Source organism: Streptomyces sp. NPDC058279 (genome assembly GCF_042881255.1).
Taxonomy (GTDB): Bacteria; Actinomycetota; Actinomycetes; order Streptomycetales; family Streptomycetaceae; genus Streptomyces.
Genome location: NZ_JBHVYA010000007.1, coordinates 268,786 through 285,892, shown reverse-complemented (window position 1 = coordinate 285,892; position 17,107 = coordinate 268,786). Strand labels below are relative to the sequence as shown.

Sequence of the window (17,107 nt, the reverse complement as noted above, 5' to 3'; positions counted from 1 at the left end):
AGCGGTGATACCTGTCACAGATCCCCTCATGGTTGAGCTGCGCGTTCGTACGATCCGCCGAGGGCAGGTCGTGGGCGCGGGACCGCTCACGGCACGGGCAGCGGCCGCTTCTCCAAGGCGGCTGCCATGACGTCCGGGAACAGGTCGGGAGTGCAGGCGAAGGCGGGCGCGCCGAGGGCGGCGAGGGCCGCCGCGTGCTCGCGGTCGTAGGCGGGGGCGCCCTCGTCGGACAGGGCGAGCAGGGTCACGAACTCCACTCCGGCGCCCTTCATCGCGGCGACCCGCTTGAGCATCCCGTCGCGTATGCCGCCCTCGTATAGATCACTGATCAGGACCACGACGGTGTCGGCCGGCCGGGTGATCTTGGACTGGCAGTAGGCGAGGGCCCGGTTGATGTCGGTGCCGCCGCCGAGCTGGGTGCCGAAGAGCACGTCGACGGGGTCGTCGAGCTGGTCCGTGAGGTCCACGACCGCCGTGTCGAACACCACCAGCCGGGTGGCGATCGCGCGCATCGAGGCGAGCACCGCGCCGAAGACGGAGGCGTAGACGACGGAGGCCGCCATCGAGCCCGACTGGTCGATGCAGAGGATGACCTCCTTCTTCACCGACTGCGCGGCGCGGCCGTATCCGATCAGCCGCTCGGGGACCACGGTGCGGTACTCGGGCAGGTAGTTCTTGAGGTTGGCGCGGATCGTGCGGTCCCAGTCGATGTCCCGGTGGCGGGGGCGGCTGACGCGGGCGGAACGGTCGAGGGCTCCGGTGAGGGTGGCACGAGTGCGGGTCGCGAGGCGCTTCTCCAACTGTTCGACGACCTTGCCGACCACCGCGCGGGCGGTCTCGCGGGTCGTCTCGGGCATGGCCTTGTTGAGCGAGAGCAGGGTGCCGACGAGGTGGACGTCCGGTTCGACGGCCTCCAACATCTCCGGCTCCAGCAGCAGGGAGGACAGGCCGAGCCGTTCGATGGCGTCGCGCTGCATGACCTGGACCACGGAGCTGGGGAAGTACGTCCTGATGTCCCCGAGCCAGCGGGCCACCTGAGGCGCGGACCCGCCGAGCCCGGCCGACCGCTCCCCCGCCCTGGTGCGCGAGCCGGCGCCGCCGCTTCGGCCGTACAGCGCAGTGAGCGCGGCGTCCATCTCCGCGTCCCGCCCGGAGAGCGCGCATCCGGTCCCGTCGCCCTCGCCGCCGCCGAGCACCATGCGCCACCGCCGCAGCCGCTCCCCGGCGTCCGTCGGCCGCCCCGTGCTGATCTCCATCTGCCCGTCCCCCTCGTCCGTGTCCGTTGTCCCGCTGTCCTGCTGCCTGCTGCCTGCTGCCTGCTGCCTGCTGTCCTGTGTCGCGTTGTCCCGCTGGGCCGGTCCTCGTCCGCGGCGCCCTCCACTCCCCGCGGGGCCGGGCGTCAGCCCGCCGCCACCGCCGCTCCGGCCGCTCCGGCCGCTCCGGCAAGCAGCAGGCGGGCCACCTCCGCCGCCGCGTCCGCGCGGACGGGGTCCAGCTCCGGGGCGAAGCCCGCGGGGGCCGAGCCCGGGCCGGCCGTACGGGTCCGGCCGGACGGACCCCGCCGGACCAGTTCGCCCAGGGCCCGCTTCACCCCCGGCTCGTACGCCCCGAAGGTCCGCCGCAGCAGGGGCAGTACGTCGATGAAGGCACTCGGTGGCACCGACACCAGCCAGTTGTCGATCAGGCCGAGCAGCCGTTCGTCGTGGACCAGCAGGGTGCCGCCGCCCGCGCTGCCGCCGGCGAAGCCTTCGATCCAGCCCGCCGCGTCGGCCGGGGTGCCCGCCGGGGACAGGGCGAGGCTCATCAGCCGCGCCGTCTCCTCGGGCGGGAGCCGGCCCTCGTCCAGGAGCAGCCGCGCGGCGCGGCCCCGGATCAGCCCAGGCACGGTGTCCCGGCCGGCCAGCGTCCGCAGGACCGCCGACCAACGCTCCCGGAGCCCCTCGTCGACGTCGGCCAGCAGGGCGATCGCCCCGTGCACGGCGTCGACGTGCCCGCGCAGCTCCGCCGCCGCGTCCGCGTCCAACCCGACCGTGCAGGCGGGCGGCAGGGCCACGCATATCCGCTCCGCGAGTCCGGCGGCGACGGTGCCGAGCGCTTGCGCGTCGGTGCCCCGTACGTCGCCGTACCGCAGCGAACGGGCCAGCGCGGGCAGGGCCTTGGCGAGGCGGGCCACATCGGTGTCCAGCGCGGCCCGGTCCGCGAGGGCGCGCAGTACGGCGGGCAGTGCCTCGGACAGCCCGGCCAGCAGGCACCGTTCGGCCAGGGCGGTGACCTCGCCCAGTTCCCCGGCGTCGGCCGCGAGCGCCTCGGCCCGGGCGGTGGCCGCTCCCGGGACGGTGGTGCCCCAGATGCCCGCCTCCGCGACCCGTACCGACAGTTCGGGCTCCCAGCGCAGCCGCCAGGTTTCCCGGAAGGTGCCGGTGCCGCCGCGGGAGGCGGTGGGTATCCCCCAGTCGACGCCGAGCAGCCGGAGCCGGTGCAGGAGCAGGGACTTGGCCGCGTCGGTGTCCTTGCGCAGGTCCAGCTCCAGCTCGCGCTCCTCGGCCTCGACCTTGAGGCGCAGGGACCGCTGTCTGCGGGTGAGGTCCCGTTGGAGGGGGACGGCGGGCGCCGTGTCGGGGACTTCGCCCAGCACGTCCCCGACCACCAGACGGTCCTCGATCAGGGCGAGCGGTATGTCGGAGCCGTCGCACATGACCGCCCGGACCGCTTCCAGCGTTTCGGTCAGGCCGGGCACCGGGCGTCCCCGGACGGCGGCGAGGGTCTGCGCCAGCCGGACCGCCTCGATGACGTGGGCGGAGGAGACCTGCCGGTCCTCGTCCCGGAGCAGGCCCGCGACCTTCGTCAGCCAGCGTTCGACGGGCCGGTCGGGGGCGGTGAAGAGGTGTGCGTACCAGCCGGGCGAGGTGATGCCGGCGCCGTATCCCCCGGCCCGGGCGAGCCGGCGGTGGGTCCAGGGCACCCAGGTCGTCTCCACCTTGATCTTGGGCAGTCCGCCGAGCAGTGCCTTGTCGGCGGTGGCCGTGGTCGGGGCGCGCAGGGCCGGGACGTGCCAGGCGCCGCAGACCACGGCGTAGGTGTCGCCGAACTCGCGGCGCGCGGCCCGCATCCGCTGCCGCATGTACGCCTCGCGGATCAGGTCGCGCGGGTCGCCGTCGGCGCCGTACGCCTCGCGCAGCGCCCCCATGGCCTCGCCGAGGGCCTCGAAAGCGGCCAGGGGATCGTCCCGTACGGCGTCCCGGTGTTCGACGACGTCCTCCCACCAGCGCTCGGGGTCGTCGTACCCGGCGCTGTCGGCCAGCACCGCGAGGGGGTCGATCCGGACGGAGTGGGCCTCCTGCTCGCGGTCCTCCGGAGCGGCGAGCGAGTGCGCGGCGGGGAGGTCGATGAACCGGACGGGTGCGTCGCGCGCCTGGGCCCAACGGATGGCGGCCCATTCGGGAGAGAACCCGGCCAGTGGCCAGAACGCGGCCCGGCCCGGGTCGTCGGCGGCGTGGGCGAGCAGGGCGACGGGCGGCCGCATTCGCGGGTCGGCGGCGAGCGGGAGCAGCGCGTCGCCTTCGGGTGGCCCTTCGATGAGCACCGCCGACGGCTGCGCTTCGTCCAGCGCGGCCCGCACGGCGCGGGCGGAGCCCGGTCCGTGGTGTCGGACGCCCAGCAGGAGGGGGCCCTCGGCCCGGGCGTTCATGCCGTCACCTCCCGGCAGGCGCGGTAGAAGTCCTTCCAGCCCTCCCGCTCGCGGACGACGGCTTCGAGGTACTCCTGCCAGACCACGCGGTCGGCGGCCGGGTCGCGGACGACGGCGCCGAGGATTCCGGCGGCCACGTCGGAGGGGCGCAGGACGCCGTCCCCGAAGTGGGCGGCGAGGGCGAGGCCGCCGGTGACCACGGAGATGGCCTCGGCGGTGGACAGGGTGCCGCTGGGTGACTTGACCTTGGTGCGGCCGTCACCGGTGACGCCGTCGCGCAGTTCGCGGAAGACGGTGACGACGCGGCGGATCTCCTCCAGGCCCTCGGGCGCCGCCGGCAGGTCGAGGGCGCGGCCCAGCTGGTCGACGCGGCGGGCGACGATGTCGACTTCGGCGTCGGCGGTGGCGGGCAGGGGCAGCACCACGGTGTTGAAGCGGCGGCGCAGGGCGCTGGAGAGTTCGTTGACCCCGCGGTCGCGGTCGTTGGCGGTGGCGATGAGGTTGAAGCCGCGCACGGCCTGCACCTCTTGCCCGAGTTCCGGTATGGGGAGCGTCTTCTCGGACAGGACGGTGATGAGGGTGTCCTGGACGTCGGCGGGGATGCGGGTGAGTTCCTCGACGCGGGCGGTCATGCCGTCGGCCATGGCCCGCATGACGGGGCTGGGGACGAGGGCTTCGCGGCTCGGGCCGTCCGCCAGGAGGCGGGCGTAGTTCCAGCCGTAGCGGATGGCCTCCTCGGGGGTGCCGGCGGTGCCTTGGACGAGGAGCGTGGAGTCCCCGCTGACGGCGGCGGCGAGGTGTTCCGACACCCAGGTCTTGGCGGTGCCGGGGACGCCCAGCAGGAGCAGGGCGCGGTCGGTGGCCAGGGTGGTGACGGCGACTTCGACGATGCGGCGCGGTCCGACGTACTTGGGCGTGATCACCGTGCCGTCGTCCAGCGTGCCGCCGAGCAGGTACGTGGCGACCGCCCACGGGGAGAGTTTCCAGCGGGTCGGGCGGGGCCGGTCGTCGGTGGCCGCCAGGGCTTTCAGTTCCTCCGCGTAGGCGTCTTCGGCGTGCGGTCGCAGTGCCTCTGCGCGGTGTTCGGTCTCGGTCGTGCTCATGGTCCCCCTCCAATGCCCGGCAGCCGCTTCCGACTGCTGACACCAACGGTGCACCACGCCACTGACAACGCCCCCTGTTCGAACCGTTGTTGCAGGTCAGAGCGATTGTCAGTGGGGGTCTCTACGGTGGGACACATGACTGAGCAGGGGGTCCGCTGGACGGCGGAACAGGTACTGGCTCTGGCTCCTGACGACGCGTCGCGGAAGGCGGGGGGCAGGCTGGGTGGGGCGGGTCCGTGGTCACAGACCGGAGGTTCCGCTTCCGGTGCGGTGTGGGGGTTGTGCAAGGGCAGTGGGAGGACGCCGTACCGGACGGTCGTGGACCTGACGGGCCCGGCATACAAGTGCTCGTGTCCGAGCCGGAAGTTCCCGTGCAAGCACGCGCTGGGGCTGCTGCTGCTCTGGGCGGCGGAGGGGGTGGGTGATCCGGCGGAGGCGCCGGAGTGGGCCGGGGGGTGGCTGGCGGAGCGGGCGGCGAAGGCGGCCCCGCCGGCGGTCGCGAAGCCGGTGGACGAGGAGGCGGTCAGGAAGCGGGCGGAGCGGCGGGCGGCCCGGATCGGGGCGGGGGTCGTGGAGTTGGAGCAGCGGCTCGCGGATCTGCTGCGGGGTGGCCTGGCCGGCCAGGAGCAGGCGGGGTACGGGGCGTGGGAGGAGACGGCGGCCCGGATGGTCGACGCCCAGGCGCCCGGACTCGCCGCCCGGGTAAGGGAGTTGGGGACAATACCCGGTTGCGGCCCCGGCTGGCCCGCCCGGATGCTTGAGGAGTTCGCGCTACTGCACCTGCTCGACCGGGCCTGGCTGGGGGTGTCCGGGCTGCCGGAGCGGTTGGCCGCGACGGTACGGACCCGTGTGGGGCTTCCGCCTTCGACGGAGGGCGAAGTCGTACGGGACCACTGGCTCGTGCTGGCCCAGTACGACTCGGTGTCCCCGGACGGCCGGCTCACCACCCGCCGGATATGGCTGCGCGGGTTGGCGAGCGGGCGGCCGGCCCTGGTGCTGGACTTCGGGCCGCCCGGGCGGGCTCCGGGGTTGGCGCTGCCGATCGGACTGGTACTGGAGGCGGAAGCCCGCTTCCGGCCCGGTTCGGCGGGGCTGCGGGCGGACCTCGGGGAACGGGATGCGGCCGCGGTGCCGGGCGACCGGGCGCCGGTCGGGGTCAGCGCGCAGGCGGCTCTGGAGGCGTACGGGGCCGCGCTGCGGGAGGACCCCTGGCTGGAGTCGTGGCCGGTGGTGCTGGGTCCGGTCGTTCCGATACCGGGTGAGCAGGGCTGGCAGTTGGCGGACCCGGAGGGGACGGCAGCGCTTCCGGTCCCGCTCTCGGGGGCCGGTAGCGGATCCCGGTCGGGTCTGTGGCGGCTCGCCGCGCTGTCGGGCGGGGGGCCGGTGACGGTGTTCGGGGAGGTCGGCCACCGGGGGTTCACGCCCCTGACGGCTTGGCAGCCGGATACACCGCAACCGGTGGCTCTGGTCTGACACCCGGGGCGGTCGCGGCCGGCCGGCCGTCGGCGGCCGGTCCGGTAAGGGCACGAGGCGATCGGCGCGGGGAGCGTCGGCGCTGGGGAGGGACCGGCGGCGCGGGGGCGTCGTCGTGCGGGACCGAGAAAGCCGGGGGGCTTTGATGAACGACAACCACGCCAGCTGACAGGCGTTTTGAGGCGACATTTCACCATAGGGCTCCGGTCCCGCGGAGGGGGCGGGACCGGGGCACGGCACGACGGCACACCACGAGGGAGGGGTCCGATGAAGACGGCGGGGGCGGTGCGCGCCGATCAGACGGCGCGGGCGGGACACGAGGAGCGCGGGGCGTACGCCGACTGGGACGAGCTGGTCGCCGCGGCGCTGCTCGGCACCGAGCGGCGGGGCGGCGGCTCCCCGGAGGCACTGCTGGACGAGGCGGCCGTGCAGACCCTGCGGCGCCGGGCCGGGCTGCGGCCCGCCCGGCCGCGGGATCTTCCGGAGGCGGCGCCGCGCGATCCGCGTCCGGAGCCGCCGGAAGCGGCCCGGCGGCGGCTCGCACAGCTCCTGGCGGGCCGCGCCGGCGCCGGCGGCGGATCGAGCGGGCGGCGGGGGGCCGCCCCGGATCTGACGGAGCTGCTGCCGCAGTGGATGGCCGCCGCGGTCCGGCACGGCTATCGCGCTCCGGTGGCGCTGGTCCCGGCGCTGCTGGACGCCGCCAAGGCCCGCACCGACCTGCGGCCGCACGCCTTGGCCCTGACCGGGAGCCGGGGCCTGTGGCTGGCCCGACTGAATCCGGAGTGGCGGTTCGCGTTGCGCGGCACGGCGGGCGGCACCCTGGAGCGGCCCGACCCGGAGGACCGCGAGGGCGTCGAACGGCTCTGGCAAGAGGGCCTGTTCGCGGAACGGGTGGCCGTCCTGGGCGCCGTACGCGCCCACGACCCGGCCGCCGCCGTCCGGCTGCTCCGGACGACCTGGGGTACCGAACGGGCCGAGGACCGGCTGATGTTCCTGGACTCGCTGCGGGTGGGGCTGTCCGACCGGGACGAGCCGTTCCTGGAGGCGGCCCTGGGCGACCGCAGTCGCAACGTCCGGGCGACGGCGGCCGAGCTGCTGTCGGCGCTGACGGGTTCGGCGCTGGCCGGGCGGATGGCGGAGCGGGCGCTGGCCTGTGTGGGCCCGGACGGGATCGATCCCCCGGCGGAGTGCGACGCGGGGATGCTGCGGGACGGTGTGGTGAAGCGGCCGCCGGCCGGGCGCGGGGAGCGGGCCTGGTGGTTGGGGCAGCTGGTGGAGGCGGCTCCGTTGTCCTGTTGGCGGGAGCGGTTCGGGGGGCTCGGGCCGGCGGAGATCGTGGCCCGGCCGGTGGGGGACGGCTGGGCGGAGGAACTGCATGCGGCGTGGTGCCGGGCGGCGGTGCGTCAGCGTGACGCTCGGTGGTCGAAGGCGCTGCTCGGCTCGGCGTCGGCCCCGCCCGCGGCCGGCCCGGGCACGGCCTCGCTCGCCGAACGGGCGAAGCTGCTGTCGGTCCTGCCGGACGGGGAGCGGGCCGAGTGGGTGGCCGAGTTCATACGGGCGCACGGGCTCTCGGAGGCGTTCCAGCTCCTCGGGGTGTGCGTCGTGCCGTGGGCCGGAGCGCTGGGCCGGGCGGTGGTGGACGCGCTGGACGCGGCCCGGCGGGCGGGCGGCTACCCGTGGAGCTTCAGCGGGGTGATGGGCCTGGCGGAACGCTGCCTCGACCCCGCGGACGCGTCCCGGCTGGAAGCCCTGACCAGGGCGACCGGCGACCTCGCCGAGCCGGCGGAGCCCGCCGCGGGGGCGGCGGCGTACTGGGAGGAGGCGTTCCAGCGTCTGGCCTCCACCCTGCACCTGCGCGCCACCATGCTCGCGGAGCTCGCCCCGCCCGCCTGAGCGGGCTCCTCAGGTCCCGGCGCCGGCAGGGCGGCGCGGGGAGGGGCGCCGGGGGCGCGGGGAGGGGCGACCCCGGGGGCGGCGGGGGCGGCCCGGGGTCAGGGCCGGCGGATGTTCGCGTGGACCCAGTCCACGATGGCCGTGGTCGTGGCCCCCGGGGTGAAGATCTCAGCCACGCCCTTCTCCTTCAGCGGGGCGATGTCGTCCTCCGGGATGATGCCGCCGCCGAAGACCTTGATGTCCTCGGCGTCCCGCTCCCTCAGCAGCTCCAGCACGCGCACGAAGAGCGTGTTGTGGGCGCCCGAGAGGATCGAGAGGCCGATCGCGTCCGCGTCCTCCTGGATCGCGGTGTCCACGATCTGCTCGGGGGTCTGGTGCAGCCCCGTGTAGATGACCTCCATGCCCGCGTCACGCAGCGCACGCGCGATCACCTTGGCCCCGCGGTCGTGGCCGTCGAGACCCGGCTTGGCCACCACCACACGGATCGGACCGGTCACACCCATCGCACTGCCTCCCGAGTGAACGAACGTTAAGTACAGCATCGCGCACCAGCCCGTTTCGCGGTCAAGCAGGAGGGGGAAATCACACGTGGGAGCGTGGAACCAGCGCCACTGGTTCACCGCCCCCGCCAATGATCACGGGGAGCGACACCGAGTCGTCCCGCCGCCGTGCCGCCAGCCGCACGGCACGGAGGCGGGACACGTCGGCCGTACGGCCGCATTCCCACGAGGCCCGGAGGCCGCCATGGGGCTGTCGATCACGCCGATATCCACACCCTTAACGCTCACCGTCTCACAGTCGGCGGCGGCCCTTCGGGCAGCCGTCCTGGAGGCGGTGGTACTGACCGGACACCTGGTCCTCTACCCCACCGGGGTACTCGCGGAGCGGCTCGCCGCCGAGGCGGCCGCCGAGTCGACCGGGCAGCGCCCCCCGGTGCTGCTGCTGCACGGGTTCACCGACAACCGCTCGGTCTTCGTCCTGCTGCGCCGCGCGCTCGCGGCGGACGGCAGCCGGCGGGTGGAGACGTACAACTACTCGCCCTTCACCCGCGACCTGCGCACCACCGCCGCGCACCTGGCCCGCCGCGTGGAGGAGCTGTGCGAGCGCAGCGGACAGGAACGGGTCGACCTGGTCGGGCACAGCCTCGGCGGTCTGGTGGCCCGGTACTACATCCAGCGGCTCGGCGGCGACACCCGCGTGCGCACCCTCGTCACGCTCGGTACTCCCCACTCCGGCACCAGCGTGGCGCCGTGGATGGACGCCCACCCGCTGGTCCGCCAGATGCGGCCGGGCTCGGAGGTCATGAGGGAACTCGAGGCGCCTGCCCCGGGGTGCCGGACCCGTTGCGTGGCCTTCTGGAGCGAATTCGACGCGCTGATGACCCCGCCGGGCACGGCCCGCCTCGACCACCCCGACCTGATTGCCGAAAACGTGCTGGTCACCGGCATCGGCCACTTGGCGCTCCCGGTACACCCCACCGTCACCGGCGCGATCCGGCGCACCCTGGACGGACCGCTCGCGCGGTCGTCGTCCCCCGGCGAGGAAACCGAAGTGCGCCGCATCGCCATCTGAGGTACGGCCCGGGCAAGGACGCGATGGCGGGGCAACACCGGACGATCCACAGTCGAACGAATATCGAACTCAAGGCCAAGGGTCGGTGTGCACGGGACCGAAAGACAGCCGAATGCCCGGTTCCCCGGAGGCCGAAACCCTCCGAAGATTGTCGTCTCCAGTAACCGCCGGGTACAGTCGCGCCACTGCTCTCCTCCGGGGAACCTCCGATTCCCCGGCCACCCAGGCCCCCCACTGCCGAGGCGAAAGAGAAGTTGGTGAACGACCGCCCCTCGTCGGGCCAGTACTCCGAAAACGGGTACGACGGCCTCTCCACCACCACTTTCGCTGGTGACCAGCCCTACGTTTCCTATGAAACACAGGGCCAGGACGCCAACTACGGTGTATCCAACGGCTACGACACCTACGGCTCGTACCAGTCGACCGGCACCTACGACGCCACCGCCTGGACCGGACAGGAGAGTTACCTCTCCTCCGTCCCGCACCAGAGCGCGCCCGAGGACACCACGGGCCAGTGGGACGCGAGCGCCTGGAACGACGCCAACACCGCCGCGTACCAGCCGACTTCCTTCGGCTACGACACGACGGGCCCCGAGCAGTCCGCGGACCCGACCGCGCAGTGGAACGTGTTCCCCGCGTACGGCCAACAGGACACCGGCACTTACGACGCCACCGCCTGGAACACCGGCCACACCGACGGCTATGACAGCGCCCCGCACACCGATGTGGCGCACACCGATACGGCGCACGCCGGCTACGACGCCTACGCGTACGAAGCGACCAGTGTCGTCCCGATGGTCGTGCCGCAGGACACCCCCTCGGACGCCGCCGACCTCCACGCCGCCGAGACCGCCGTCTTCGAGGTCCTCTCCGACGAGGACGGTCCGGAACCCCCGGCCGCCGTGCACGCCATGGCCACCCAGACGATGCCGGTGACGCCCGCGGAGCCGCGCGCCTCGCGCCGGGCCGGCAGCGCGAGGTCGAACGGCGCCAAGACCGCCAACTCCAAGACCTCCAATGCCAAGGCCGCCAACTCCAAGGCCACCGGCGGTAAAGCGACCGGCGGCAGCAGCCGTCGGCGTACGCCGGCGAAGCGTTCCGCCCTGCTGACCGTCGCCGTGCCCTCCGCCTGCGTCATGGGCGTCGCCGGAGTCGCGGCCGCCTCGGTCGGCGGCCTCACCGGCCCCGATCAGCCCGCCAAGGACACCACCACGATGGCCGCGGCCGACCCGGCCTCGGTGAAACCCGTCGCGGCGAACAACAAGCTGGACACCCAGATCACCGCGCTCAGCGCGGACGCGGGTGACTTCGCGGACCGTGCGAGCCGCACGCAGGAGCGCCTCGACCTGAAGCAGCGTCAGGAAGACGAGAAGAAGAAGCGCGCCGAGGAGGCCGCGGCCAAGGAGGCCGCCCGCCCCAAGTTCGCCCTTCCCGTCACCCAGCACGGCCTCAGCGCCGGATTCGGGCAGGCCGGCGGCATGTGGATGTCCGTGCACACCGGCATCGACTTCCCGGTCTCCTACGGCACTCCGGTCATGGCCGCCACCGACGGCACCGTCCGCACGCAGTGGAACAGCGCCTACGGCAACATGGCCATAGTGACCTCCCCCGACGGCACCGAGACCTGGTACTGCCACCTCAGCAGCACCAAGATCCGCTCCGGCACGGTCAAGGCCGGTGACGTCATCGCGTACTCCGGCAACTCCGGCAACTCCACCGGCCCGCACCTCCACTTCGAGGTACGCCCCGGGGCCGGCTCCCCGATCGACCCCCAGGCGTGGCTGCGCAACCGCGGCCTCGACCCGACGTAGACCTCCCCGAACCCCCTCCGGGCCAACGGCCCCGCGGGCCAACAGCCCCCGGACCTACAGCTTCTGCACCGGCGCGTAGCGCAGCAGCAGCCGCTTCGGCTTGTCGTCCCCGAAGTCGATGGTGGCCTGTGCGTCCGCGCCCGCTCCCCGGACCTCCACGACGGTGCCCAGGCCGAATTGGTCGTGGGTGACCCGGTCTCCGACGGTCAGTGCGATGACCGGCTTGTCGGTGGCCCGACGCGTCGCGAACCCGGAGGGACCCGACTTCGTGCGCGAGGAGGACAGGAACGCCTCGGGCGAGGTCCCGAACGAGGCCCTGCCACCGCCCGACCCGCCGGCCGAACCCCCGCCCGACCCGCGCAGGGGACCGGCCGGCTTCTGTGAGGCGCCCGTCCGCTTCCACTGCAAATACTCCGCCGGGATCTCCTCCAGGAAACGGGACGGCGGGTTGTACGAGGGGGTGCCCCACGCGCTGCGCATCGAGGAGCGGGTCAGGTACAGCCGCTCGCGCGCCCGGGTGATGCCCACGTACGCGAGGCGCCGCTCCTCCTCCAGTTCCTTGGTCTGACCCAGTGCGCGCATGTGCGGGAAGACCCCGTCCTCCATGCCCGTCAGGAACACGACGGGGAACTCCAGGCCCTTCGCCGTGTGCAGGGTCATCAGCGTGATGACCCCGGTGCCCTCGGTGTCCTCGTCGGGGATCTGGTCGGAGTCGGCGACGAGCGCGACCTGCTCCAGGAACTCCGCCAGGGTGCCGCCGGTGGCGCCGGCCGCCGACGCTCCGGCGTCGTCACCGCGGGCCTGCTCGAATTCGAGTGCCACCGCCGCGAGTTCCTGGAGGTTCTCGATCCGCGTCTCGTCCTGCGGGTCGGTCGACGCCTGGAGTTCGGCGAGGTAGCCGGTGCGCTCCAGGACCGCTTCCAGCACCACCGCGGGGCCGGCGCCGGATTCGACGATCGTGCGCAGTTCCTCCATCAGCGTGTTGAACCGCTTGACGGCGTTGGTGGATCGGGCGGCCATGCCGAACGCCTCGTCCACCCGCCGCAGCGCCTGCGGGAAGGTGATCTTCTCGCGCATCGCGAGAGCGTCGATCATCGCCTCGGCCCGCTCGCCGATGCCGCGCTTGGGGACGTTGAGGATGCGCCGGAGCGGGACGTTGTCCTCGGGGTTCGCCAGTACGCGCAGGTACGCGAGGATGTCGCGGACCTCCTTGCGCTCGTAGAACCGGACACCGCCGACGACCTTGTAGGGGAGGCCGACGCGGATGAAGATCTCCTCGAACACGCGGGACTGCGCGTTGGTCCGGTAGAAGATCGCGACGTCACCGGCCTTGGCGTCGCCCGCGTCCGTCAGCCGGTCGATCTCGTCGGCGACGAACTGGGCCTCGTCGTGCTCGGTGTCGGCGACGTAGCCGGTGATCACGGCTCCGGTGCCGGCCTGGGTCCAGAGGTTCTTGGCGCGGCGGTTCTCGTTGCGCTCGATGACCGCGTTGGCGGCGGAGAGGATCGTCTGGGTGGAGCGGTAGTTCTGCTCCAGCAGGATCGTCGTCGCGTTCGGGTAGTCCTCCTCGAACTGGAGGATGTTGCGGATGGTCGCGCCGCGGAAGGCGTAGATCGACTGGTCGGCGTCACCCACGACGCACAGTTCGGCGGGCGGCAGGTCCGGGTAGCCGGTGCCGACCAGCTCGCGCACCAGCGTGTACTGGGCGTGGTTGGTGTCCTGGTACTCGTCCACCAGCACGTGGCGGAAGCGGCGCCGGTAGTGCTCGGCGACGTCGGGGAACGCCTGGAGCAGGTGCACCGTCGTCATGATGATGTCGTCGAAGTCGAGGGCGTTGGCCTCGCGCAGCCGCCCCTGGTACATGGCGTACGCCTGGGCGAGGGTCTTCTCAAATCCGTCGGCCGCCTGGTCGGCGAACGCCTCTTCGTCGATGAGCTCGTTCTTCAGGTTCGAGATCTTGGCGTTGAACGCCTTCGGCGGGAACTTCTTCGGGTCCAGGTCCAGGTCGCGGCAGACGAGCGCCATCAGGCGCTTCGAGTCGGCCGCGTCGTAGATCGAGAACGAGGAGGTGAAGCCGAGCCGCTTGGACTCGCGGCGCAGGATGCGGACGCACGCGCTGTGGAAGGTGGAGACCCACATGGCGTTGGCGCGCGGGCCGACGAGGCCCTCGACGCGCTCCTTCATCTCGCCGGCGGCCTTGTTGGTGAAGGTGATCGCGAGGATCTGGCCGGGGTGGACGCCGCGGGCGGCCAGCAGGTGCCCGATGCGGTGGGTCAGCACCCTGGTCTTGCCGGAGCCGGCGCCGGCCACGATGAGCAGCGGGGAGCCCGCGTGCACCACGGCGGCGCGCTGCTCGGCGTTCAGCCCCTCCAGGAGCGCCGCCGGGTCGATGACGGGTTTGGGTGCCCCGTTGCGGTAGTAGGCGTCCCCGGTCATGGGTACGTCGAACCGGCCGCCGAAGAGGTCGTCCACGCCCGGCTCGGGGGCGGGGTGGTCCTCGGGCGGCGGCGGGACCTCGTCGGAGGGGGAGAGGTCCGCCAGGAAACTGTCGTCAAAGAGGCTGCTCATCGCTTTCCGAGTCTAGGGGGCGGGACCGACAGCCGGTCCCGCGCCGGGAAATTTCACAGACCCGCCCCGCACCGGAAGCGCGGCGCCTCAGCGCAGTACCAGCTCCAGCAGCCCCGGGAAGTGCCGCTCCAGGTCGTCGCGGCGCAGCGCGAGGTACTGCCGGCGGCCTTCGGGGCGCTGGCAGATCACGCCGCTCTCGCGCAGTGTCCGCAGGTGGTGGGTGACGGACGAGCGGGGCAGGTCCGGGACGACCTCGCCGCAGAACGCCTCCTCGCCGGAGGCGAGCTTGCGGACGATCTCCAGTCGGGCGGGGTGCCCGAGTGCCGCGAGGACCTCTGCCAGGTCGAGGGCGTCGGCGTCGGGGTGGGTGGGTTCGGCTGCGGCCATGGCCCCACTGTACGCAAATCCGGTACGGACATTGACCCACCGTACGAAGATCCCGTACGGTTCGACCATGCCCACTGTACGAAATCTTCGTACGGTTACGCCCCGACCGGAGGACTCCCCATGCCCACCCCCGCGCCCCTGGACGACGCCGCCCTCGCCGCCTCCCTCGACGGCGGCTTCACCAGCCACCACGCCGACGTCAACGGCACCCGGCTGCACTACGTCGACGGCGGCGCCGGCCGACCGCTCGTGCTCCTCGGCGGCTGGCCACAGACCTGGTGGCAGTGGCACAAGGTGATGCCCGCCCTCGCCCGCACCCACCGGGTCATCGCGGTGGACCTGCGCGGCATGGGCGGTTCCGCCAAGCCCGCGGGCGGCTACGACAAGAAGACGCTGGCCGCCGACGTCCGCGCCCTCCTCGCCCACCTCGGGATCGACCGCGCCCATCTCGTGGGCCACGACATCGGCGCGATGGTCGCTTACGCCCACGCCGCCAACCACCCCGAGGCCACCGACCGGATCGCCCTGCTCGACGTCTCCCACCCCGACCCCGGCTGGTACGAAGGCACGCTCCTCCCCCGTCCCGGCCGGTTCCACAAGTGGTGGTTCGCCTTCAACCAGGTGGAGGACCTCCCCGAACAGCTCCTCGCCGGCCGCTACCACCACCTGCTGGACTGGCTCTTCGCCCGCGCCGCCGCCGATCCCGCCGCCGTCGACGCCCACTCCCGCGCGGTCTACGCCCGCGCCTACGACTCCCCCGAGGCGATCCGGGCGTCCAACGACTGGTACCGCGCCTTCCCCCAGGACATCGAGGACCTCGCCGGCTACGCCCCGGTGACCACCCCGCTGCTCGCCCTCGGCGGCGAGTTCAGCAACTACGACCTGCTGACGGAGGCGGTGCCGGCGCTGGGCACCCGGGTGGTCCGTGTCGACAAGAGCGGCCACTACCTCCCCGAGGAGCGGCCGGAGGTCGTCGTGGAGGAGCTGCTCCGCTTCCTCTGCTGACGGCGGGCCGACGGCCCGGCCGGCCCCCTCGGCCGACGCCCGACCTGCCCACGGACCGCCGCCGGCCGCCCCGTACGCTCGACGCCATGGACGTACTGATCAGCGTTTTCCTCGGCCTGCACATCATCGGCATCGCCTCGCTCCTCGGCGGCTTCCTCACCCAGATGAAGGCGATGGGCGCCGGCACCGCCCGCTTCGTGCCCGCGATGCTGCACGGCGCGCTGACGATGCTGGTCACCGGCGTACTGCTGGTCGGCTTCCGGGAGATGGACGGCGGCACCGTCGACAACATCAAGATCGGTGTGAAGCTCGCGATCCTGTTCGTCGTCCTGGCGCTGGTCTACGTCAAGCGGGACGAGGAGCGGGTGGACAAGGCGCTGTTCGGCGCGGTCGGCGGGCTGACCATGGCCAATATCTTTATCGCCGTCCTCTGGCACTGATCGCTTGACACCGATCGCCCAACGCCACTGATCGCTCAACACCGATCAGTTGGGGGCATCTCGTCATCTCCCCGTTACCTCCAGGTTTAGCGTCCTCCCCCAAGACCGACGGAAGGACGTGAGGCCCCCGTGGCCAGTCATCGAAAGCCCAGGCAGCGCCCGCTCTCCCGCGGCCCCGTACGGACCGCCGCCACCACCCTCGCCCTCGCGGGCGCTGCCACCGCCACCGCCTTCGAAGGCACCTCCCAGGCCGAACCCGTCCAGACGCCGACCCAGGTCAAGGCCGAGGTGGACCGGCTCTACCAGGACGCCGAGGCGGCCACCGAGCGATACAACGGGGCGAAGGAGCAGGCCGACGCGGCCGAGCGCGAGCTGTCCGGCCTGCGCGACGAGGCCGCCCGCCGGGCCGACCGGCTGGGCGCGGCCCGCAGCGCGCTCGGCGCGCTCGCGGCCGGCCAGTACCGCAGCGGGGGCCTGGGCCCCACCGTGCGACTCGCGATGTCCGGGAACCCGCGGGAGTACCTCGACCGGGCCGCGTTCCTCACCCGGGCCGGGGACCGCACCGCCGCGCGGGTGGCCGCCGTGCGCCGGGGGCTCGACGAGGTCGACCGATTGCGTGACCAGGCGTCGGGGCGGCTCGCGGACCTGCGGGCGCGACGGGACGAACTCGCCGCGGCCAAGGCGGCCGTCGAAGCCAAGCTGAGCACCGCCAAGCAACTGCTGAACAAGCTCACCGCCGAGGAACGGGCCGCCTACGAGGCTCAGTCCGCGCCGGCCGGCACGCAGGGGCCGCTGCCAATCCCCGCGGGGGACGGGAGCCGCGCCGCCCGCGCGGTGGCGTTCGCCTACGGGGCGATCGGCAAGCCGTACGTCTGGGGCGCCACCGGACCGGGGTCCTTCGACTGCTCGGGCCTCACCCAGGCGGCCTGGGGCGCGGCCGGGGTCTCGCTGCCCCGCACCACCTACACCCAGATCAACGCCGGACAACGTGTCTCCCGCGACCGGCTGGCCCCGGGCGACCTGGTGTTCTTCTACTCCGGGGTCACGCACGTCGGGCTCTACATCGGCGACGGCAAGATGATCCACGCCCCGCACCCCGGGGCGCCGGTCCGCGTCGCGCCGATCGACTCGATGCCCTGGGCCGGCGCGGCCCGGCCCGCGTAGACC

13 protein-coding genes are annotated in these 17,107 nt (G+C 73.2%); 7 read left to right on the top strand and 6 right to left on the bottom strand.

Going from position 1 to position 17,107, the window contains the following annotated elements; all coding sequences use genetic code 11:
• Window positions 1-86: 86 nt before the first annotated feature.
• From ACFVXJ_RS16695 to ACFVXJ_RS16685, 3 genes are all read right to left on the bottom strand, one after another.
• Window positions 87-1,256, bottom strand: a complete 1,170-nt coding sequence (locus ACFVXJ_RS16695) for a VWA domain-containing protein (RefSeq protein WP_389662387.1) — start codon at window positions 1,254-1,256, stop codon at window positions 87-89.
• Between the two features lie 143 nt (window positions 1,257-1,399).
• Window positions 1,400-3,688: a DUF5682 family protein gene (locus tag ACFVXJ_RS16690; protein WP_389662386.1), complete on the bottom strand. Its 2,289-nt coding sequence runs from the start codon at window positions 3,686-3,688 to the stop codon at window positions 1,400-1,402.
• Complete coding sequence (locus ACFVXJ_RS16685) at window positions 3,685-4,791, bottom strand: AAA family ATPase (RefSeq protein WP_389662385.1); 1,107 nt, start codon at window positions 4,789-4,791, stop codon at window positions 3,685-3,687. Before ACFVXJ_RS16685 ends, ACFVXJ_RS16690 begins: the two co-directional genes overlap by 4 nt.
• Before the next feature lie 135 nt (window positions 4,792-4,926).
• Between ACFVXJ_RS16685 and ACFVXJ_RS16680 the strand changes: the two genes are divergently transcribed.
• Both ACFVXJ_RS16680 and ACFVXJ_RS16675 read left to right on the top strand, forming a co-directional pair.
• Window positions 4,927-6,264 carry an SWIM zinc finger family protein gene (locus ACFVXJ_RS16680; protein ID WP_389662384.1) on the top strand — a complete coding sequence of 446 codons (1,338 nt, stop codon included), beginning with the start codon at window positions 4,927-4,929 and terminating at the stop codon, window positions 6,262-6,264.
• A 267-nt stretch (window positions 6,265-6,531) separates the two neighbouring features.
• The gene (locus tag ACFVXJ_RS16675; RefSeq protein ID WP_389662383.1) at window positions 6,532-8,157 is read left to right on the top strand and encodes a DUF5691 domain-containing protein; all 1,626 of its coding nucleotides are present in this window, start codon (window positions 6,532-6,534) and stop codon (window positions 8,155-8,157) included.
• 98 nt (window positions 8,158-8,255) lie between these two features.
• On the opposite strand, the gene ACFVXJ_RS16670 is transcribed toward ACFVXJ_RS16675, so the two are convergent.
• Complete coding sequence (locus tag ACFVXJ_RS16670; RefSeq protein WP_389662382.1) at window positions 8,256-8,660, bottom strand: cobalamin B12-binding domain-containing protein; 405 nt, start codon at window positions 8,658-8,660, stop codon at window positions 8,256-8,258.
• Window positions 8,661-8,901: 241 nt separating this feature from the next.
• On the opposite strand from ACFVXJ_RS16670, the gene ACFVXJ_RS16665 reads away from it, so the two are divergent.
• Entirely contained in the window at window positions 8,902-9,729 is an 828-nt protein-coding gene (locus ACFVXJ_RS16665) for an esterase/lipase family protein (RefSeq protein WP_389662381.1), read from the top strand.
• Between the two features lie 257 nt (window positions 9,730-9,986).
• Window positions 9,987-11,540 carry a peptidoglycan DD-metalloendopeptidase family protein gene (locus ACFVXJ_RS16660; protein WP_389662380.1) on the top strand — a complete coding sequence of 518 codons (1,554 nt, stop codon included), beginning with the start codon at window positions 9,987-9,989 and terminating at the stop codon, window positions 11,538-11,540.
• A 54-nt stretch (window positions 11,541-11,594) separates the two neighbouring features.
• On the opposite strand, the gene pcrA is transcribed toward ACFVXJ_RS16660, so the two are convergent.
• Window positions 11,595-14,108 carry a DNA helicase PcrA gene (gene pcrA / locus ACFVXJ_RS16655; RefSeq protein WP_389662379.1) on the bottom strand — a complete coding sequence of 838 codons (2,514 nt, stop codon included), beginning with the start codon at window positions 14,106-14,108 and terminating at the stop codon, window positions 11,595-11,597.
• A gap of 87 nt (window positions 14,109-14,195) precedes the next feature.
• Window positions 14,196-14,495 (bottom strand): ArsR/SmtB family transcription factor, encoded by a 300-nt coding sequence (locus ACFVXJ_RS16650; RefSeq protein ID WP_389662378.1) that lies wholly within the window; start codon window positions 14,493-14,495, stop codon window positions 14,196-14,198.
• Window positions 14,496-14,615: 120 nt separating this feature from the next.
• On the opposite strand from ACFVXJ_RS16650, the gene ACFVXJ_RS16645 reads away from it, so the two are divergent.
• From ACFVXJ_RS16645 to ACFVXJ_RS16635, 3 genes are all read left to right on the top strand, one after another.
• Window positions 14,616-15,500, top strand: a complete 885-nt coding sequence (locus ACFVXJ_RS16645; RefSeq protein WP_389662377.1) for an alpha/beta fold hydrolase — start codon at window positions 14,616-14,618, stop codon at window positions 15,498-15,500.
• 86 nt (window positions 15,501-15,586) lie between these two features.
• A complete protein-coding gene (locus ACFVXJ_RS16640) occupies window positions 15,587-15,940 on the top strand; it encodes a hypothetical protein (RefSeq protein WP_389662376.1) in 354 nt (117 codons plus the stop codon).
• Between the two features lie 129 nt (window positions 15,941-16,069).
• On the top strand, window positions 16,070-17,104 hold the full coding sequence (locus tag ACFVXJ_RS16635) for an NlpC/P60 family protein (protein WP_389662375.1): 1,035 nt from the start codon (window positions 16,070-16,072) through the stop codon (window positions 17,102-17,104).
• Window positions 17,105-17,107 lie beyond the last annotated feature (3 nt).